Origin of the sequence: Camelimonas abortus, from assembly GCF_042432745.1 — a bacterium.
Lineage (GTDB): Bacteria > Pseudomonadota > Alphaproteobacteria > Rhizobiales > Beijerinckiaceae > Camelimonas > Camelimonas abortus.
In genome coordinates this window covers 2,560,487-2,580,057 of record NZ_JBHLWR010000006.1, presented here as the reverse complement: position 1 = coordinate 2,580,057, position 19,571 = coordinate 2,560,487, and the positions used below count along the sequence as shown (strand labels likewise).

Annotated in this window: 17 protein-coding genes and 1 pseudogene; 10 read left to right on the top strand and 8 right to left on the bottom strand. The window is 70.5% G+C overall.

Going from position 1 to position 19,571, the window contains the following annotated elements:
• Nucleotides 1-5: 5 nt before the first annotated feature.
• The 3 genes and pseudogenes from ACFFJB_RS13480 to pyc all read left to right on the top strand — a co-directional run.
• A pseudogene (locus tag ACFFJB_RS13480) lies at nt 6-398 on the top strand (FecCD family ABC transporter permease); the annotation flags it as partial.
• Nucleotides 395-1,192, top strand: a complete 798-nt coding sequence (locus ACFFJB_RS13475; protein WP_376832038.1) for an ATP-binding cassette domain-containing protein — start codon at nt 395-397, stop codon at nt 1,190-1,192. The pseudogene ACFFJB_RS13480 and the gene ACFFJB_RS13475, both read left to right, overlap by 4 nt.
• Nucleotides 1,193-1,343: 151 nt before the next feature.
• Nucleotides 1,344-4,787, top strand: a complete 3,444-nt coding sequence (gene pyc, locus ACFFJB_RS13470; RefSeq protein ID WP_376832036.1) for a pyruvate carboxylase — start codon at nt 1,344-1,346, stop codon at nt 4,785-4,787.
• A gap of 340 nt (nt 4,788-5,127) precedes the next feature.
• Here pyc and ACFFJB_RS13465 read toward each other — a convergent pair whose 3' ends face one another.
• Nucleotides 5,128-6,075 carry a LysR family transcriptional regulator gene (locus tag ACFFJB_RS13465; RefSeq protein ID WP_376832033.1) on the bottom strand — a complete coding sequence of 316 codons (948 nt, stop codon included), beginning with the start codon at nt 6,073-6,075 and terminating at the stop codon, nt 5,128-5,130.
• Between the two features lie 201 nt (nt 6,076-6,276).
• Between ACFFJB_RS13465 and atzF the strand changes: the two genes are divergently transcribed.
• The 7 genes from atzF to ACFFJB_RS13430 all read left to right on the top strand — a co-directional run bounded on the left by atzF (nt 6,277) and on the right by ACFFJB_RS13430 (nt 13,241).
• Complete coding sequence (gene atzF, locus ACFFJB_RS13460) at nt 6,277-8,127, top strand: allophanate hydrolase (protein WP_376832031.1); 1,851 nt, start codon at nt 6,277-6,279, stop codon at nt 8,125-8,127.
• 26 nt (nt 8,128-8,153) lie between these two features.
• Nucleotides 8,154-9,116 carry an ABC transporter substrate-binding protein gene (locus tag ACFFJB_RS13455; RefSeq protein WP_376832029.1) on the top strand — a complete coding sequence of 321 codons (963 nt, stop codon included), beginning with the start codon at nt 8,154-8,156 and terminating at the stop codon, nt 9,114-9,116.
• Nucleotides 9,113-9,973 (top strand): ABC transporter permease, encoded by an 861-nt coding sequence (locus ACFFJB_RS13450; protein ID WP_376832027.1) that lies wholly within the window; start codon nt 9,113-9,115, stop codon nt 9,971-9,973. Before ACFFJB_RS13455 ends, ACFFJB_RS13450 begins: the two co-directional genes overlap by 4 nt.
• The gene (locus tag ACFFJB_RS13445) at nt 9,966-10,745 is read left to right on the top strand and encodes an ABC transporter ATP-binding protein (RefSeq protein ID WP_376832025.1); all 780 of its coding nucleotides are present in this window, start codon (nt 9,966-9,968) and stop codon (nt 10,743-10,745) included. Before ACFFJB_RS13450 ends, ACFFJB_RS13445 begins: the two co-directional genes overlap by 8 nt.
• A 139-nt stretch (nt 10,746-10,884) precedes the next feature.
• Nucleotides 10,885-11,760: an alpha/beta hydrolase gene (locus tag ACFFJB_RS13440; RefSeq protein ID WP_376832023.1), complete on the top strand. Its 876-nt coding sequence runs from the start codon at nt 10,885-10,887 to the stop codon at nt 11,758-11,760.
• Nucleotides 11,761-11,971: 211 nt separating this feature from the next.
• The gene (locus ACFFJB_RS13435) at nt 11,972-12,304 is read left to right on the top strand and encodes a DUF2322 family protein (protein ID WP_376832021.1); all 333 of its coding nucleotides are present in this window, start codon (nt 11,972-11,974) and stop codon (nt 12,302-12,304) included.
• Nucleotides 12,305-12,698: 394 nt separating this feature from the next.
• Nucleotides 12,699-13,241, top strand: coding sequence for a HupE/UreJ family protein (locus ACFFJB_RS13430; protein WP_376832019.1), 543 nt, complete (start codon nt 12,699-12,701; stop codon nt 13,239-13,241).
• Nucleotides 13,242-13,703: 462 nt separating this feature from the next.
• On the opposite strand, the gene ACFFJB_RS13425 is transcribed toward ACFFJB_RS13430, so the two are convergent.
• The 7 genes from ACFFJB_RS13425 to ACFFJB_RS13395 all read right to left on the bottom strand — a co-directional run bounded on the left by ACFFJB_RS13425 (nt 13,704) and on the right by ACFFJB_RS13395 (nt 19,411).
• Nucleotides 13,704-14,642 carry an urease accessory protein UreD gene (locus tag ACFFJB_RS13425; protein WP_376832017.1) on the bottom strand — a complete coding sequence of 313 codons (939 nt, stop codon included), beginning with the start codon at nt 14,640-14,642 and terminating at the stop codon, nt 13,704-13,706.
• A 3-nt stretch (nt 14,643-14,645) separates the two neighbouring features.
• Nucleotides 14,646-15,302, bottom strand: coding sequence for an urease accessory protein UreG (gene ureG, locus ACFFJB_RS13420; RefSeq protein WP_376832015.1), 657 nt, complete (start codon nt 15,300-15,302; stop codon nt 14,646-14,648).
• A gap of 54 nt (nt 15,303-15,356) precedes the next feature.
• Nucleotides 15,357-16,073 carry an urease accessory protein UreF gene (locus tag ACFFJB_RS13415; RefSeq protein WP_376832013.1) on the bottom strand — a complete coding sequence of 239 codons (717 nt, stop codon included), beginning with the start codon at nt 16,071-16,073 and terminating at the stop codon, nt 15,357-15,359.
• A gap of 21 nt (nt 16,074-16,094) precedes the next feature.
• On the bottom strand, nt 16,095-16,760 hold the full coding sequence (locus tag ACFFJB_RS13410) for an urease accessory protein UreE (RefSeq protein WP_376832011.1): 666 nt from the start codon (nt 16,758-16,760) through the stop codon (nt 16,095-16,097).
• A 105-nt stretch (nt 16,761-16,865) separates the two neighbouring features.
• On the bottom strand, nt 16,866-18,584 hold the full coding sequence (locus ACFFJB_RS13405) for an urease subunit alpha (protein ID WP_376832009.1): 1,719 nt from the start codon (nt 18,582-18,584) through the stop codon (nt 16,866-16,868).
• Between the two features lie 95 nt (nt 18,585-18,679).
• Complete coding sequence (locus tag ACFFJB_RS13400) at nt 18,680-19,090, bottom strand: urease subunit beta (protein WP_376832007.1); 411 nt, start codon at nt 19,088-19,090, stop codon at nt 18,680-18,682.
• Between the two features lie 18 nt (nt 19,091-19,108).
• On the bottom strand, nt 19,109-19,411 hold the full coding sequence (locus ACFFJB_RS13395) for an urease subunit gamma (protein ID WP_376832005.1): 303 nt from the start codon (nt 19,409-19,411) through the stop codon (nt 19,109-19,111).
• Nucleotides 19,412-19,571 lie beyond the last annotated feature (160 nt).

Here is a 19,571-nt window from a genome sequence, read left to right as displayed (position 1 = left end):
TGGCGCTCGTCGCCGCGCCGGCGCTGGCGCGCGGGCTCAACGCGCTGCTGCTGGGCGAGGCGGAAGCCTATCACATGGGCGTGGCCGTGCAGCGGGTGAAGCTGCTGGCCATCGTGCTCACGGCGCTGGCGGTGGGAGCCTCGGTGGCCGCCTGCGGCGTCATCGGCTTCATCGGCATCGTGGCGCCGCACGTCATCCGCCTCGCCGCCGGACCGGACCACCGCGTCCTGCTGCCGGCCAGCGCGCTGCTGGGCGGGGCGCTGCTGGTGACGGCCGACGTGCTGGCGCGCCTGCTGGCGGCGCCGGCCGAGCTGCCCATCGGCATCCTCACCGCCACGCTCGGCGCGCCGTTCTTTCTGTGGCTGCTGCTGCGCCGCGGCCGGGAGGAGACGGCATGAGCCTGCTCCAGCTCCGCGACGCCGGATATGCAACGCGCGGCAGGACGCTGCTGGCGGCGGTGAATCTCACCCTTGCGCCGGGGACGTTCAAGGTTGTTCTGGGGCCCAACGGCGCCGGCAAGTCCACGCTGCTGCGCCTGTGCTGCGGCGAGCTGGCGCGCACCGCCGGCGCGGCGCTGTGGGAGGGAGCGGACCTCGCCGCCACGCCGGCCTGGCGGCTGGCGGCGGCGCGCGCGGTGCTGCCGCAGGCCTCCAGCCCTGGCTTTCCCTTCACTGTGGGCGAGGTGGCGCGGATGGGCGCGGAGACGGTGGGGCGCAGGCTGCCGCGCCGGACCATCGCCGCCATCGTGCGTGACAGCCTCGAACGGGCGGACATGGCCCATCTCGCCGGCCAGCGCTATGACACGCTCTCCGGCGGCGAGCGCCAGCGCGCGCACTTCGCCCGCGCCCTCGCCCAGCTGGCGGCCGGGCGGGCGGCGGCGGACGGGCCGCTGCGCCAGGCGCTGTTTCTGGACGAGCCCACCGCCAGCCTCGACATCCGTCACCAGCTGCTGCTGCTACGCGAGGCGCGCCGGCTGGCGGACGACGGCCTTGCGGTGATGGCGGCGCTGCACGACCTCGCCCCCGCCGCCTGCGCCGACGACATCCTGCTGCTGCGCGCCGGCCGCCCGCTGGCGCTGGGCGCGCCGGACGAGGTGCTGGCGCCGGCGCTGCTGCGCGCCGCGTTCGGCGTGAAGACGGAGACGCTGCGCGGCCGCGACGGCGCAAGGGCGTTCATCCACCGCCTGCCCTGAGGGCGGCGCGCCGCCTTTCATTCGCCAGACAGCCGGCGTTTTCCCCGTCTCGGGCGCGCCTCGGCGGGCGGCGACGCCCGACGGAAGGCGCGGTTGCTTTCATGCGCGGATACTGCAAGCTTCGTGCGGGGAAGAAACAGCAAGGGCTGAAATGGAGAAGCGCATCCGGCGGCTGATGGTCGCCAACCGCTCCGAGATCGCCATCCGCGTGTTCCGCGCGGCCACGGAACTCGGCATCGAAACCGTCGCCATTTATGCTGAAGAAGACAGGCTGTCGCTCCATCGCTTCAAGGCGGACGAAGCCTATCGTGTCGGCGCCGGCAAGGGGCCGCTGCAGGCCTATCTCGACATCGAATCCATCATCGAAACCGCGGTGAAGGCCCGGGTGGACGCCATCCATCCCGGCTACGGCTTCCTTTCGGAAAGTCCCGAGTTTGCGGAAGCCTGCGCCGCCGCCGGCATCATCTTCATCGGCCCATCGCCGCAGACCATGCGCCAGCTCGGCGACAAGGTGGCGGCGCGCAACCTCGCCATCTCCGTCGGCGCGCCGGTGATGCCGGCCACCGGCCCGCTGCCGCGCGACGGTGAGGAAATCCGCCGCCTCGCCGCCGGCATCGGCTATCCGCTGATGCTGAAGGCCAGCTGGGGCGGCGGCGGACGCGGCATGCGCCCCATTGAAAGCGAGGCGCAGCTGCTGGACGCGGTCGCCACGGCCCGCCGCGAGGCGGCCGCCGCCTTCGGCAAGGACGAGGTCTATCTGGAGAAGCTGGTGCGGCGCGCCCGCCATGTGGAGGTGCAGCTGCTGGGCGACGCCCACGGCAATCTCGTCCACCTGTTCGAGCGCGACTGCACCATCCAGCGCCGCCACCAGAAGGTGATCGAACGGGCGCCCGCGCCCTATCTCGACGACGCCGCCCGCCAGAAGCTCGCCGAAGCGGCGCTGGCCATCGGCCGGGCGACGAACTACGCAGGCGCCGGCACCGTCGAGTTCCTGATGGACGCCGACAGCGGCGATTTCTACTTCATCGAGGTCAATCCGCGCATCCAGGTGGAGCATACGGTGACCGAAGTGGTCACCGGCCTCGACATCGTGAAGGCGCAGATCCGCATCGCCGGGGGCGGGCGCGTCGGCGTGGTGGAGGAGACGGGCGTTCCGCCGCAGGAGGCGATCCGCCTTTCCGGCCACGCCATGCAGTGCCGGGTCACCACCGAGGATCCGGAGCGCGGTTTCGCGCCGGACTATGGCCGCATCACCGCCTATCGCGGCGCCGCCGGCTTCGGGGTGCGCGTCGACGGCGGCACGGCCTATTCCGGCGCGGTGGTCACGCCCTTCTATGACGCCATGCTGGAGAAGGTGACCGTGTGGGCGCCGACGCCCGGAGAGGCCATCGCCCGCATGGACCGGACGCTGCGCGAGTACCGCATCCGCGGCGTGGCCACCAACCTGCCGTTCCTGGAGGCGGTGCTGGCGCATCCGCGCTTCCAGGCCATGGACTACACCACCCGGTTCATCGACGAGACGCCAGAGCTGTTCAACCTGCCGCCGCGGCGCGACCGCGCCACCAAGCTGCTGCGCTCCATCGCCGACGTCACCGTGAACGGCCACCCGGAGATGAAGGGCCGCGCGCTGCCGCCCCGCGACCTGCGCGCTCCCGAGGCGCCCGCCTTCCCCGGAACGCCGCCGCCCGGCACGAAGCAGCTGCTGGACCAGCTGGGGCCGCGCGCCTTCGGCCGCTGGATGCGCGAGCAGCAGCGCATCCTCATCACCGACACCACCATGCGCGACGCCCACCAGTCGCTGCTGGCCACGCGCATGCGCAGCTTCGACATCGCTCCGGCCGCCGGCGCCTACGCCGCCGGCCTGCCGGGGCTGCTGTCGCTGGAATGCTGGGGCGGCGCCACCTTCGACGTGGCCATGCGCTTCCTCACCGAAGACCCGTGGGAGCGGCTGGCCGCCATCCGTGAACGGGCGCCGAACATCCTGCTGCAGATGCTGCTGCGCGGCGCCAATGGCGTGGGCTACACCAACTATCCGGACAATGTGGTGAAGTTCTTCATCCGCCAGGCGGCGGAGGCGGGCGTGGACCTGTTCCGCATCTTCGACTGCCTGAACTGGGTGGAGAACATGCGCGTCGCCATCGACGCCGTGGCCGCGGCGGGGAAGATCGCCGAAGGCGCCATCTGCTATACCGGCGACGTGTTCGATCCGGACCGGGCGAAATACTCGCTGTCCTATTACGCCGGCCTGGCGAAGGAGCTGGACGCCGCCGGCTGCCACGTGCTGGCGATCAAGGACATGGCCGGCCTGCTGCGGCCGCCCGCCGCCCGCGCCCTCATCCGGGCGCTGCGCGACGTTACCGACCTGCCCATCCACCTGCACACCCACGACACCTCCGGCGCGGCCAGCGCCACTGTGATCGCCGCCATCGAGGCGGGGGTGGACGCGGTGGACCTGGCCGCCGACGCCATGTCCGGCGCCACCTCCCAGCCGTGCCTCGGCTCGGTCGTGGAGGCGGTGCGCGGCACGGAGCGGGACGCCGGCCTCGACGCCGACGCCATCCGGCGCATCAGCTTCTACTGGGAGGGGGTGCGCGCGCTCTATGCGCCGTTTGAGAGCGACCTGCGCTCCGGCGCCTCGGAGGTGTATCTGCACGAGATGCCGGGCGGGCAGTTCACCAATCTCAAGGAGCAGGCCCGCGCCCTCGGGCTGGAGAGCCGCTGGCATGAGGTGGCCCGCGCCTATCGCGAGGCCAATGACCTGTTCGGCGACATCATCAAGGTGACGCCCTCCTCCAAGGTGGTGGGCGACATGGCGCTGATGATGGTGGCCCAGGGCCTGACGCCGGAAGACGTGCTGGATCCGGAGCGGGAGATCGCCTTCCCCGCCTCGGTGGTGGAAATGCTGCGCGGCGACCTCGGCCAGCCGCCGGGCGGATGGCCTGAAGCGCTGCAGAAAAAGGCGCTGCGCGGCGAGAAGCCCATCACCGTGCGGCCGGCGTCGCTGCTGGGCGAGGCCGATCTCGACGCCGCGCGCCGGCAGGCGGAGGCGGACGTCGGGCGCGCCGTCTCCGACCAGGAGCTGGCCTCCTGGCTGATGTATCCGAAGGTGTTCGCGGAGTTCGCCCGCAAGGCCGAGGCCTGGGGGCCGGTGCACGCCCTGCCGACTCCCGTGTTCTTCGGCGGCATGCGGCCCGGCGACGAGGTGGTGGCGGAAATCGAGCCTGGCAAGACGCTGATCATCCAGCTGCAGGCGATCGGCGAGCCGGAGCCGGACGGGCACGTGAAGCTGTTCTTCGAGCTGAACGGCCAGCCGCGGGTGATCCGCGTCGCCGACCGCAGCCGCGTGGTGGCCGCCGCCCGCCGCAAGGCCGACGACGGCGACCCCACCCATGTGGCCGCGCCCATGGCGGGAGCGGTCTCCTCCATCGCCGTGCGCAAGGGCCAGAAGGTGGAGGCCGGCGCGCCGCTGCTGACGCTGGAGGCGATGAAGATGGAGACCACCCTCGCCGCGCCGCGCGCCGGCGTGGTGAGCGAGGTGCTGGTGGCGGTGCGCGACAATGTGGAGGCGCGCGACCTGCTGCTGGTGCTCACATAGGCCGCGGACCGTGGCGGTCGCCGGAGGGGCGCGCCCCTCCCCATCCTGGCGCGGCGGCGGCGGCCTGCGAAGCGCGCTGGCGCACGTCGCGGAGCCGCCTCCCGGCGTTTTGATGGAGGCAGGAAGAACGCTTCCAGAGGCTTCCATGAACGCGATCAGGACTATCGGCTCCATCATGTTCGCCACGCCGATCGGCTGGGCGCTCATCGTCGCGGCGGCCGTCGCCGTTTACGCGCTGCAGCACTGACGGCGCGGGCGCGGCGCGCGGCGACGCGTCCGTGACGGCGCCGGCGCATCGAGGGGCGGAGCGGCTCCCGGAACGCGGGCGCGCGGGCGCGGGTCACGCCTGCGCCGGAGCGGCGGCGGCCGCGTCCCGGCCGGCTGCCTGTCCGGCCTCCCCCTGGACGAGGGCCTTCAGCACCTGCTCCATGAACTTGGCGGCGGCCACCGGCAGGGTGCGGCCGCGCAGGTGTCCCACCACGATCTGCGCCGGCGCCATGTCGCGGGGGTCCACCACGCGGGCGGCGAGGCGCGGATCGTTGCGCGGAATGCCGCCCCGGATCTGGAAACTCACCGCATGCTCCGCCAGGGCGAAACCGCGCATCACTTCGAATGAACCGGTCTCCAGCGCCACCTGCAGCGGCGCCGACATGCGCATGCGCGCCGCGTCCAGCAGATGGCGCAGGGCGAGGCTGCGGTCCGGCATGATCACCGGAAAGCGCAGGCACTCGCGCAGGCGCACCGGCCCCTCCCTGCCCGCCAGCGGATGGTCCGCCGCGAACAGCGCGCACACCGGCTCGTCCAGCATCAGCAGGGTGTGGAACTCCGGCGCCGGCGGCGGCTTCAGCGCCACGGCGAAATCCGCCTCATGGCTGGAGAGCACCGGCATCAGATTGTCGTAATCCCGCACCATCAGGCTGAACGACACCAGCGGATGCTCCCGCCGGTAGGCCGCGACCTGCACAGGCAGGAACTCGTTGGCGAAGGCCTGGCTGCAGGCCACCGAGACATGGCCGCGCCGCTCCCCGGACAGGTCGGCGATCTGCGTGCGCACGCGCTCGAAATCCGACAGCTGGTCGCGGATGTGGCGCACGACCAGCTCGCCCGCCGGATTGAGCCGCATGCCGTGGGGCAGGCGCTCGAACAGCTCCACGCCCATTTCCTGCTCGAAATCCTGGATCTTGCGCGTCAGCGCCGAGGGCGTGAGGGCGAGGCGCTCGGCGCTTTTGCGGATCGAGCCGGTCTTCGCCACGTCGAGAATGCACGCCAGCGTCCGCAGGTGCTTCACCGCCGTTCCCTCCTGGTGGCCGCTCCATCCGGCCGCGCGTCGCAATTTCCGGTCGAAGGCGGACGGCATCCTGTTGTCATCACGAAAGAATTTTCACGCTGTTGCGATTATGGAAACAGAACGTTCGCAATTCAGCAATAGACGTCAACAGCCGCTGCAGTCAATCTCGCCGTCACAAGCCAGCAGCCGACGGAGACAGCGATGCCTGCAGCGTTCCCCAAGCCTCCCTTCGCGGACATCCCCTCGCGGGTCGCCGCGTACCGGGCCGGGCGCGACGCGGCCGCGGACCTGAAGGAGACCTGCGCCGCCGTCGCCGCCGCCGCGGACTCGCACGCCTTCATTTCCGTGACGCCGGTGGAGACGGCGCTGGAGATGCTGGCGGCCGCCGCCGCCCGCGCCGCCGCCGGCGAGGAGCTGCCGCTCTTCGGCGTGCCCTTCGCGGTCAAGGACAACATTGACGTTGCGGGCCTGCCCACCACCGCCGCCTGCCCCGCCTTCGCCTACACGCCGGCGCGCTCCGCCGCGGCGGTGGAGCGGCTGGTGGCCGCCGGCGCCATTCCGGTGGGCAAGACCAACCTCGACCAGTTCGCCACCGGCCTCAACGGCACGCGCTCGCCCTATGGCGCGCCGGCCTCCGTGTTTGATCCGGCGCGGGTTTCCGGCGGCTCCAGCTCCGGCTCGGCGGTCGCCGTGGGCGCCGGCCTCGTGCCCTTCGCCCTCGGCACCGACACCGCCGGATCCGGCCGCGTGCCGGCGGCCTTCAACAATGTCGTGGGGCTGAAGCCGACCCGGGGCCTGATCAGCACGGCCGGCGTCGTCCCGGCCTGCCGCTCGCTGGACTGCGTCTCGGTTTTCGCCGGCTCGACGGCGGACGCGCTGCTGGCGACGCGCGTCGCCGCCGGCTTTGACGCCAACGATCCCTGGTCGCGCGAGGCGCCCGCAGGCGCCCTCGCGGCGCCGCAGCCCGGGCCGTTCCGCTTCGGCGTGATCGACGCCGCGACCCTGGCGGAATGCGCCCCCGGCTACCGGCAGGCCTATGAGGCGTGCGTGGCGCGGCTCGCCGCGCTTGGCGGCGCGCCGGTGGCGGTGGACTGGTCGCCGCTGCGCGAGGCGGCGACGCTGCTCTACGGCGGCCCATGGGTGGCGGAGCGGCTGGCGGCCATCCGCGACTTCATGGCTGGCGCCGCAGACGAAGTGCATCCGGTTGTACGCGCCGTCATCGCCGGCGGCGAAGCCTACAGCGCCGTGGACGCCTTTGAGGGCCAGTATCGCCTGCAGGCGCTGGCGCGCGCGGCGCAGACCATCTGGCGGGCGGTGGACCTGGTGCTGCTGCCCACCGCCCCGGGGCATCCGTCGATCGCCGAGGTGCTGGCGGATCCTGTCGGCGCCAACGCCCGGCTCGGCCTGTTCACCAATTTCGTCAACCTGATGGATCTCGCCGCCCTGGCGGTTCCGGCCGGGATCGGGGCGGACGGCCTTCCCGCCGGCGTCACCCTGGTGGGGCCGGCGTTCAGCGACGGCCGGCTGGCCGCCATCGGCGACCTGCTGCACCGGGCGGCTCCCGAGGCGCGCATCGGCGCCACGCCCGCGCGCCTCGCCGAAGCCGTCACCGTGGCGGAGCTGGGCGACGCCGCCCTGACGGGCGCCGGCGCCGCGGCCGACGGCATCATCCTCGCCGTGGTTGGCGCGCATTTGCGCGGCCAGCCGCTCAACTGGCAGCTCACGCAGCGCAATGCGGAATTTTTGGGCGCCGCGCGAACGGGCGCCGGTTACAGCCTCTACGCCCTGCCCGGAACCGCGCCGGCCAAGCCGGGCCTGATCCGGGACGGGGGCCCGGGCGGGGTGGAGCTGGAGCTCTGGCGTCTCGGTCCGGCGGAGTTTGGCACGTTTGTTGCAGAGATACCGGCGCCGCTGGGCGTCGGCTCGGTCGAACTCGACGACGGCAGGGTCGTCAAGGGCTTTCTCTGCGAGGCATGGGCCCTGAAGGGGGCCCGCAACATCACCGCGTTCGGCGGCTGGCGCGCCTACCGCGCTGTCGCAGACGCCGCCTGAAGAACACCGGAACAGGAGCACACATCATGATCCAGCGCAGACAGTTCCTGATGGGCGCCGTCGCCGGCCTCGCCGCCCCGGCCATTCTCGGCCGCAGCGCCTTCGCCCAGGCGAAGCCCGTCGTGATCCGCATGGGCGCGCTCAAGCTGATCCATTCGATCGCGCCGTACTTCTACGAGCAGTTCACGCCCGCGGGTTACAGGATCGAGGTCGTGCCCTTCGAAAGCCCCACCGAAGGCAAGAACGCGGTGGTCACCAGGTCTGTCGATTTCGGCATGTTCGGCATCGCCGCGGGCCTGCTCGGCGCCTCGGCCGGCGAGCCGGTGGCCCTCATCGCCGGCGCCTGCAACAAGGGCGTGGGCGTGGTGGCCCGCAAGGACAGCGACATCAACACGATCAGGGACCTCAAGGGCAGGCGCGTCGCCATCTGGCCGGGCTCCACCCAGGAGATGTTCATCCTTGAGCGCCTGAGCCAGGAGGGCATGAGCATCCGCGACCTCACGCCGGTGCGCATCTCCTTCTCCGAGATGCACGCCGCCCTCGCCCGCGGCGACGTGGACGCCTATGTGGGCGCCGAGCCGGCCCCGGGCGTGAGCGTCTCCACCGGCGTGGGCAAGGTGGTGGAATATCCCTACGGCACGGCGCTCGGATCGCTGAACATGATCACCGCCACCCACCGGGACAACCTCACCGCCAAGGCCGAAGAGATGAAGGTGCTGCTCGAGGTGCACCGCAAGGCCTGCGAATACGCCATGGCCAACCCGGACCGCATGGCCGCCATGGCGGTGGCGAAGCTCGGCCAGAAGCCGGAGGCCATCGCCGTCTCCGTGCCCAACGTGGAGCTGGTGTGGGACTTCACGCCGGAAGACCGCAAGCGCGGCGAAACCTACGCCCGGCGCATGCTGGACCTGAAGCAGATCCGCCGCCTGCCTGACTTCGAGGCCTTCTTCCAGACCGCGGCGGTCGACAGGCTTGGAGGACGGGCATGACCATGGCCATTGAACCCGCCCGGGAAGCGCGCGCGGAAGGCGCCGCGCGCTTCCTCTTCCCCGGCTTCCGGGGCGTCGGCAGCCGCCTGGGCGACATCGCCCTGGCGCTGGCCTTCCCGGCCGCGATCTTCACGGTCTGGCATTTCGCCACCGTCGACGAGCCCTACTCGCTGGTGCCGCCGCCGGCGGAGGTGGCCCGCGCCATCTGGGACCTGGCCTTCGGCGGCGTCTATGACGACGCCTTCAGCGGGACGCTGCTCACGCACATTCTGGCCTCGGTGAGCCGGGTGCTCGGCGGCTTCTTCCTCGCCGTGCTGGCGGCCCTGCCGCTCGGCCTGCTGATCGGCCGCGTGCCGTTCGTGCGCCGGCTGGTGGATCCGACCCTGCAGATCCTGCGGCCCATTCCGGTCACCGCGTGGCTGCCGCTGGCGATGATCCTGTTCGGCATCGGGCCGCGCTCGGCCTTCTTCCTGGTGTTCCTCGGCGCGTTCTACCCGATCCTGGTGAACACCGTGTTCGGCGTGCGCAATGTGGAGCCGCGGCTGTTCGAGGCCGCGAGCATGCTGGGCTGCAAGGGCTCGGCGCAGTTCACCCGGGTGGTGCTGCCGGCGGCGCTGCCGGCGATCTTCACCGGCCTGCGGCTCGGCCTCGGCTTCGCCTGGGTGGTGATCGTCATCGGCGAGATGACCGGCGTGCAGACCGGCCTCGGCGCCATCATCATGGAGGCCCGCCAGCTCTCGCGCACCGAGATCGTCATCTCCGGAATGGTGGCCATCGGCCTCCTTGGCTTCATCTCCGACCGCCTCGTCATGATGCTGGGCCGTCGTCTGCTCTCGTGGAGTCCGAACCATGTCTAAGGCGACCACGCCAATCCTCGAGCTGCGCAACGTCAGCAAGGTCTTCGACTTCAACGGCCAGCGCGTCCAGGCGCTCAGCGGCGCCAGCCTCACGGTGGAGAAGGGCGAGTTCATCTGCCTGATCGGCGCCTCGGGCTGCGGCAAGTCCACCCTGCTGCGCATCGCCGCCGGCTTCGAAACGCCCACCTCCGGCGAGGTGCTGATGTGGGGCAAGCCGGTGGAGGGACCCGACCCGTCGCGTGGCATGGTGTTCCAGGATTACGGCCTGTTTCCCTGGCTCACCGTGCGCGGCAACATCGCCTTCGGCCTTGTCTCCCGCGGCCGGCCGAAGGAGGAGATCGCCGCCACCGTGAACCGCTACATGGACATGGTGGGCCTGCGGAAGTTCGCCGACGCCTATCCGCACCAGCTCTCCGGCGGCATGAAGCAGCGCGTCGCCATCGCCAGGGTGCTGGCCAACGACGCCGAGATGGTGCTGATGGACGAGCCCTTCGGCGCCCTCGACGCCATGACCCGCGACCGCCTGCAGGACGAGCTGCTCGAGCTGTGGGCGGCCACCGGCCTCACCGTGCTGTTCGTGACCCACTCGATCGAAGAGGCGGTGTTCCTCGCCGACCGGGTGGTGGCGATGTCGCCGGGACCTGGCCGCATCGACAGCGAACTGGCCATCGACCTCGCCCGGCCGCGCAACGTGGCCTCGCCGGAGTTCAACGTCATCCGCGCCGGCCTGAACCAGCGCCTGCACAGCCACCACGCCCGCAAGGCCGCCTGAGGCGCGCCATTTGCGGCCAGGGCGCCGGCGGCGGGCGACTCCGCTCAGGGTCGCGGGCCGGGTCCCGTTCCGTTCCGGGACCCGGCCAGTTTTCGCTGCTGCTGCGACGACGCCGCGCCCGCATCAGGGAGGCTCCGCCATGTCCGCGACATCCGTGTCGCCCGCACCCCCGCCGGCCGCGCAGGACGGCGACTGGCGGCTGATGGACCAGACCGCCCGCGACGCCGCCTACAACAACGCCGCCGCCGTGGCTGACAGCGCCGGCTGGCTGGCGCGCTGGAGCGAGCGCAGCGCCCGCCTGCGCGCCAGCCGCCCGGAGCTGCTCGACGTTCCTTATGGTCCACGCCCGCGCAACCGCATCGACATACTGCGCAGCGGCGCGGCGGGAGCGCCGCTGTTCGTGTTCATTCACGGCGGCTACTGGCAGCGCAACAGCAAGGAGATCTTCACCTGCATGGCCGAGGGACCGCTGGCGCGCGGCTTCGACGTCGCCCTGCCCGGCTACACCCTGGCCCCGGAGGCGACCCTGACGGACATCGTCTCCGAAACGCACGCCGCCGTGCGCTTTCTGCGCCGCAATGCGACAGGCCTGGGATTATCATGTAGCCGGCTTATCGTCTCCGGATGGTCGGCCGGCGGTCATCTCGCCGCCAGCTGTCTGGAGCTTCCGGAAGTTGACGCCTGCCTCGCCATCTCCGGCGTATTCGAGCTGGAGCCGCTCGCCCATACCTTTCTCAACGCGGCGCTGCGGCTGACGGAGCAGGAAATCGCCAGCCTGAGCCCCATACGCCGGCCGCCCGTGGGCGCTGGACCCGCGACCTTCGCATGGGGAACGCAGGAATTGCCGGAACTGCAGCGCCAGTCGCGCGCGGCGGCGGCGGCGTGGAGCGCGGCCGGCGTGGCCTGCGAAACCGCGCCGGTGGAGGGAGCGAACCATTTCAGCATTCTCGCCGGCCTGACCGCGCCGGACGGCGCCCTGACCGCGGCGCTGCTGGCGCTGTGTCAGCGCTGCTGACCTTCCTGCAGGCCCCAGGCGCTCTCGCGGCGGCGACCGGAATGTGGCATGAGAGGCCGCAGGCGCAGGGCGGCGCCTGACCGGTTCATTCGCCGCCCGCGCGCTTTCCGGGCAGGCGGCGCGCCGCCTGTGCGCGAAGGCGACGCGAAATTTACAGGCCGAGGGAGCGCGGACGCCGCGCCTGCGCGCTCCCGCCTGCGGAGCCTTGCCGATGAAAATTGCGCCCGGGCCTGATTTCAGGGCCAACCTGCAGCTGCTGCCGCCAGTCACCGACGTGCTGCGCATTGAGCTTGCCGACGCCAGCGGCGCGCCGGCGGGGGTCATCGAGAACCAGCCAGGCAAGCAGGGATCGCTGGCGGTGTACCAGTATCTCGCGCAGTGCTTCGGCGTGATTGACGCCGCGGCGGCGGAGCATGGCCTCGCCGTGTTCGGCGAGCATGTCGCCGACGCCCGCGCCCGCCCCGGCGCGCATCCCAACATCGACCGCCTGCTGGCCATCGCCGCCGGCGGCGCCCCGCTTCAGGTCCGGATCGTCCGCGTCTGAACCGCGCGGCGCCGGACGCGTGTGTGCCTGAAAAGTGGTCAGCGCGATCCGGGCCGGGACAGATATAATGGTTTTCCGGGTCTCCAGGCGCCCTGCGTCACGGCTGACGCGCAGGTCAGCCCTGAAGCGCACGGATCTGCAACTGACGCTGGCGGCGCCTGACCTGTCCGGCCGGCGGCTCCGCCCGGGCTACCTGCAGGCGGGGCGGACGGTCATGGGGCAGACCGCCTGCCGGTTCCGGGCGTCCGCCCGGACGACGGCGACGTCCCCTGCCCGTCAGGGAAGATAACCTTCCCGACCGGGACGCATGCGCGCCGCGCGCCATGCGGCGCGGTTTTCTGCGAACCGCCTCTGGCTGACGGGGCGCGAGAAGGAAGCGTTGAGGAGAAAGAGCATGTCGCGACTTCGGTCTCTGGCGGCGGCGGGCGGCCTCGTGATGCTCCCGGGCGCGGCCTTCGCCCATCCGGGCTCCGGGCACGCCCACGGCTTCGTGGACGGTTTCATTCACCCGATCACCGGTCCCGATCACATGCTGGCGATGCTGGCGGTGGGCCTGCTCGCGGCCCGTCTGCGCGGCCGCGCGCTCTGGCAGGCGCCGCTGGCCTTCGTCGCCATGATGGCGGCCGGCGGGGCGCTGGCCTTCGCCGGCGTCAGCCTGCCCTTTGTCGAGGCGGCCATCCTGCTCTCGGTCGGCGTGCTCGGCGCCGCGGTCGTGCTGCGGCTGAACATGCCGTCGATCCTCGCCGCGGCCCTGGCCGGCTTCTTCGCCGTGTTCCATGGCCACGCGCATGTGGCGGAGATGCCGGCCCATACCGGCGTGCTGGCTTTCGGCCTCGGCTTCATCGCCGCAACCGTGCTGCTGCACGCCGCCGGCGCCGGCGTTGGCTTCGCCATCGGCCGCTTCACGCGGCGCCGCAGCGCGCCGGCGCCGGCCTGACGGCCCGCCCCTGTCCACTTCCGCAACTGGCGGGATAGCCGCTTCGCCCGAACGCAGGCGCGCGACGCAATGGCGCCTGCGCCCGGGCGATGTCGCGCTGGACAGTCACGCTGGTCCAGTCGCAGGGCAGGAAGAGCTGACCGATATTACGAAAATATTCCCAGCACGATATTCCCAGCCCGCCGGCGTCGGGAAAAGCGGTCGCGTTACTGAGACCAGCTGTCGCCAGCGTCGGCGAACGCCGGCGACGCCAAGCCTGCCGAAAGAACCGGCGCCGGCAGCCGGCAGCCAGGCGGCCGGCGCGAACGGAACGGTGGAGCCGGGAACAGCCCGGCTGCGCGTCAGCGCGATCCCATGAAGAACGCCTGGCCGACGCCCTCAGGCAAACCGCAACGGGTTCATTCCCTTCCGCTCTGCAGCCGTCGCGCCCCCTCACCTGCGCGGCGCCATGCGGCGGACCGTTCAGCGCCAGAGCCAGCGCGCCGCGACAGTGCGGTTGCGCGCCTCCTCGCGCACGATGCGCCAGAAGCGGCGCGCCTCCTCGCGCACGTCATAACTTTCAATCCCGACCACCCGCAGAACGAGGCCGGCCCGGTCCGGCAGCCGCGACACGCCGGCCATGGCGCGCCGCTCGCTTGGCGGCGGAAACAGCGGCTCGAACCGGGCCTGGACGCGCTCCGCCACATCCGGCGGCGTCAGGCACAGGATGCTGGCGAAGGCGTCGAACCCGCCCATGCAGGCGCCGAAGTTGACGCACGGGTCGCCGCCCTCCAGCAGCAGCTTCTCCGCGAACAGCGCGCGCCCGTCCGGCCGGCGCACGCGCACCGCCATCGACAGCAGGTCGAGGCCAAAACGCTCGTCCGCGCGGTGATGCTTGCGCCCGCTCATCACCATCTCGCCGTAAAGCACGGTGGCGTCTTCGGCGACGACGATGTCCGTGTCGTTGATGAAGCGCGAATTGCGGGAGGGAATGGTGAAGTCCGGCAGGTGCTCCAGATATCCCCCCGCCTCCACGACAATGTTCTGCCGCTGGGAGGCGTAGTTGGCGTCCATCTGGTGGATGCGCGTGGCGCTCTGGGTGGTGACGTGGGCGCAGGCGCCGGCGCCCACGCTGATGTCGATCGTGTAGCGGTCGCCCTGGAGCATGCCGCCGCCCAGCGAGATGACCTGCACCACCGGCAGCTCCGGCATGGCCTCGTCGCAGTAGAGCGCCTGCTGCGCCAGCAGCGGCGCGGCGCGATAGAGGTCATGCAGCACGCAGCGGCCGTGGCGCAGCGCGAACCCGAGGCGCAGCGCCCCCACCTTGCCCGGCGCCGCCGCGCGCATCTGGCGCGGCTGGCTCTGGTAGGCCTGCACCTCGCGGGCGGCGTCGAGACGGGCGAGCGCTTCGGGCAGGGACATGGCTTAACCCGCAGACCGCGCCGCGGCGCGGGCGCGGGCGACGGGAAGGTCAAACAGCGCCATGTCGAGGATGAGACCGATCAGCTCGTCAACGCCCTCGCCGGTCTTGCAGTTGGTGAAGACGTACGGGCGGCAGCCGCGGACGATCCTCGAATCCCGGTCCATCACCTCAAGGCTCGCGCCGACATAAGGAGCGAGATCCTTCTTGTTGATCACCAGAATGTCCGACTGGCACACGCCCGCGCCGTTCTTGCGCGGAATCTTGTCGCCGCCGGCGACGTCGATGACGTAGATGTAGAAATCGGCCAGCGCCGGGCTGAAGGTCAGGGTGAGGTTGTCGCCGCCGGACTCGATGAAGATCACGTCGCTGTCCGGATATTTCTCCTCCAGCTCCTCCACCGCGGCGATGTTCATGGAGGGGTCTTCGCGCACCGCCGTGTGGGGGCAGGCGCCGGTCTCCACGCCGACGATCTTCTCCTCCACCAGCACGCCCTTCAGGGTGCGGCGCACCTGTCTGGCGTCCTCGGTGGTGACCACGTCATTGGTGATGATCAGCGGCTTCACGCCAAGCCCGATCAGGCGCGGCGTGATGGTCTCGATGATCGCCGTCTTGCCTGAGCCCACGGGCCCGCCGATGCCGATGCGGGTTATTCGCTTCATGTCGTCCGGTCCATTCGTCGCCAGTCTGCGGTTCGCGGAAAGGTCACAGCGCGGTCAGTTCATGAACAGGCGCACGTGCGCCGTCGTGTGATGCGCGACGAGCGCATCGAACACTGGCGCGAAACCCGCCATTTCGTCGAGGGAAAGGGCGCGGACCGCCTCATAGTCCGCCGCCACGCGCTGCTGCGTCTCGAACAGGATGCGCTGCGTCTCCACATGGTCGACGCGCATCAGCCGCACGGCCGCGCCCAGCGTCATGGCGGCCGCGCCGTACTGGTGCAGCACGAAAGCCTCCTGTTCCGAGGCCCCCAGCTGCGCCAGCGCCGCCGCCTGGCCCACCGGATAGCAGCCGGGCGTCGCCCCGGCGCGGATGTCCGCCAGCCAGCGGGCCAGCAGCGGCAGCCCGGCGACGTTCAGCGCCAGCTCGGCGAACTTCCGGCCCATGCGGGCCAGCATCAGCTGCTGCTCCTCTCCCACGCGCCGGCGCCACAGGGCGGCGTCCGCCGCCAGCAGGCCGTCATAATCGCCGGCGCAGGCGGCGCGGTGCGCGTGCAGCGCCGCCACCCCGTCCATGCGCGCCGCCTGGCGCACCACCAGGGTGACGAACTCCTTCAAAGTGGCGGCGTCGCGCACCACCCCGGTCTGGATGGCCGACTCCAGCCCGTTGGAGAAGGCGAAGGAGCCGACCGGCAGCGCCGAATCCGAAAACTGCAACAGCCGCGCCAGCCGCGTCATGTCGCAGCCGCCGCCCGCTCCGTCCCGCGTGGTCATGCCGCCGCCTCCCTGGGGTCGCTAGCGTCCGTGACCATGACCAGGGGGCTGGTCGTGGCCGTGATGACCATGGCCATGGACGTGATCGTGGCCGTGGCCGCGATCATGATGTTGCTGGTGGTGATGGTGGCCGTGGCCGCCGTGATGGTGGTGACCGGTCTCGCCGCCGCCGAACAGCAGCCGCGCCTCGGACGGCTCCAGCAGCGCCAGGATTTCCTCCCCGGGCGCGAAGCGGGTTTTCGTATGGGCGAAAGCGTGGGTGCGCATCACCGAATCCGCCACCTTGCGGTCGACGGAGACCGGCACGTAGACCGTGGAGCCGCGGATCACCGCCGGCCAGTGCTGGTTGCCGAGGCCGTGGCCCAGCTCGAAAGCGGCGCGCAGGATCTCCGCCGGCGCCAGCCGCTCCAGCCCCTCCAGCTCGATGACCATCACCTCCTTCAGCGGCACGCGCGCCACCACCATCAGCTTCGCCGCCTCATCGGCGTGGAGCACGTCGCCGTCGTGAAGGCGCCCGGAGCGCGGCAGGGCGATGGCCAGCTCCACGCCGCCCTGGCTGGTCTTGCGCAGCCGGTTGCGCGAGGCCTCCCACTGCTCCACCACAAGGTGGTCCACACGCCAGTCGCGGGCCCGTTCGCGCCACGGCGGGTCGCTGACATGACCAAGTCTGTTTTCAACGAGGATCATGGATGCTCCAGAGTGAGACAGACCGCCTGCGGCGACGCAGCGCGGCGGATGCCGTGGGGAGGCGCCGTTTTCCTCCGGCAGCGCGACGAAAGCGGTCCGGTCGCGTCAGCTGAAGAAATACAGCTGGTTCAGCGGCAGGGTCGTCGCCGGCTCGATGGTCGCATGCTCGCCGTCGACGGTGACGGCGAAGGTCTCGGGGTTGACCTCGATGGCCGGCATGGCGTGGTTGCGCACCATCGACTCCTTGGTGATGGTGCGCGTGCCGCGGACCGGCATGACCAGCGACTGCAGCCCGTAGCGGTCGGCGACGCCGTCCTCACAGGCCGCGAGCGAGGTGAAGGTGACGCGGGTCCTGGCCAGCGCCGGGGCCATGGCGCCGAACATGGGCCGGTAGATCACCGGCTGGGGCGTCGGCAGCGAGGCGTTGGGATCGCCCATCACCGACCAGGCGATCATGCCGCCCTTGATGACCATCTTCGGCTTGACGCCGAAGAATTCCGGCCGCCACAGCACCAGGTCCGCCATCTTGCCCACTTCCACCGAGCCGATGACGTGACTGACGCCCTGGGCGATGGCCGGATTGATGGTGACCTTGGAGACGAAGCGCAGCACGCGCTCGTTGTCATTGCCGGACACGTCGCCCGGATAGGCGCCGCGGCGCTCCTTCATCAGGTGCGCGGTCTGGATGGCGCGCAGCCAGTTCTCGCCGGCGCGGCCCATGGCCTGGCTGTCGCTGGAGAGAATGGAGATGGCGCCGAGATCGTGCAGCACGTTTTCGGCGGCGATGGTCTCCGCGCGCACGCGGCTCTCGGCGAAGGCCACGTCCGTGGGGATCTTCGGGCTGAGGTTGTGGCAGATCATCGTCATGTCAAACAGCTCGGCCTGGGAGTTGACGCCGTATGGCAGGGTGGGGTTGGTCGAGCTGGGAATGACGTTGGCGAGACCGGCGACGCGGATGATGTCCGGCGCGTGACCGCCGCCGGCGCCTTCCGTGTGGTAGGTATGGATGGTGCGCCCCTCGAAGGCGGCGATGGTGTTCTCCACGAAGCCGGACTCATTGAGCGTGTCGGTGTGGATGCAGACCTGCACGTCCATTTCGTCGGCGACGGAGAGCGCGGAGCGGATGACGCCCGGGGTGCTGCCCCAGTCCTCGTGGATCTTGAGACCGATGGCGCCGGCGCGGATCTGCTCTACGACGGGCGCGCGCGCCGAGCAGTTGCCCTTGCCGAGCACGCCGGCGTTCACCGGCCAGGCGTCGAAGGCGCGGAGCATCATTTCGATGTTCCACGTTCCGGAAGTGATGGTGGTGCCGTTGGCGCCGTCAGTGGGGCCGACGCCGCCGCCGAACAGCGTGGTGACGCCATTGCTCAGCGCCGCCTCGGCCTGCTGCGGCGAGATGAAATGTACGTGCGCGTCGATGCCGCCGGCGGTGAGGATGAGATGCTCGCCGGAGATGGCGTCGGTCCCCGCGCCGATGGCCAGCCCGGGGGTGACGCCAGGCATGGTGGAGGGATTGCCGGCCTTGCCGATGCCGCAGATCAGGCCGTTCTTGACGCCGACGTCCGCCTTGATGACGCCCAGCACGCCGTCAACGATGGTGACGTTGGTGATGACAAGATCTGGCGCGCCGGCGGCGCTGGTCAGCTCGCTGTCGAAACCCATGCCGTCGCGCAGCGTCTTGCCGCCGCCGTATACGGCCTCCTCGCCATAGACGCGAAGATCTTTCTCGATTTCGATGAACAGGTTGGTGTCGCCGAGGCGAATTCTGTCGCCAGTCGTCGGACCATACAGGTCCGCGTACTGGCGCCGCGAAATCTTTGCCATGCCAGAACTCCAGTACTGCCTGGCGCGCAAACCGGATGCGGAAACTGCGCGCGTCACAGACACACGGCCGGCGACCGGCGGCCCGGCGCCAGTGATCAGGCCCTGTGGCGGAAACCGAAGCGGCGGACCCGCTCCATGCTTTCGGCCAGACGCGGACGGGAGCCGTTGCGCCGTTCGTCGCCCACCCAGCCGTCGACCAGATTGTTGAAGCCAAGCACGCGCCGCTTGCCCTGATAAGGCACCAGTGAGACTTCCATCTCGTCGCCCGGCTCAAAGCGCAGCGCGGTGCTGGCGGGAATGTCGAGGCGCTTGCCGAACGCCTTCTCGCGGTCAAATTCGAGCGCGGAATTGACCTCGAAGAAATGGTAGTGGGAGCCGACCTGGATGGGGCGGTCGCCCGTATTGCGCACCTTGAGCGTGGTCACCGGATAGCCGGCGTTGATCTCGATCTCGCCGGCGGCGAGCACCAGACCGCCGACCGGAACATTTTTCAGGTCATCAGCCATTTTCGCGCCACTCCCGCCTTACCTGATGGGGTTGTGCACCGTGACCAGACGGCTGCCGTCGGTGAAAACCGCCTCCACCTGCACGTAGGGAATCATCTCCGCCACGCCGTCCATGACGTCGTCGCGGGTGATGGCCTTGCCTGCGATCTCCATGACTTCTTCGACGGTCTTGCCTTCACGGGCGGCCTCGAGAGCCGCGACGCTGACCAGCGCGACCGTCTCGGGATGGTTGAGCCTGAGTCCCCTGTCCTTCCGCTTCTGGGCGACCTGCGCGAGCGTGTAGATCAGCAGCTTGTCGATCTCGCGGGGGGTGAAATGCATGAACCGCCTCCTGTCGTGCGCCGTTGCCCGAATTATGGCGAGAATGCGTCAACTTTGACGCTATCATGGAAATCAGGGCGCCCCAAACCGGACAATTATGTATTTATTTCGCGGATCTGATGAATTGCGGCTTCAATTTACGGCAAATGCTCAAAATCGC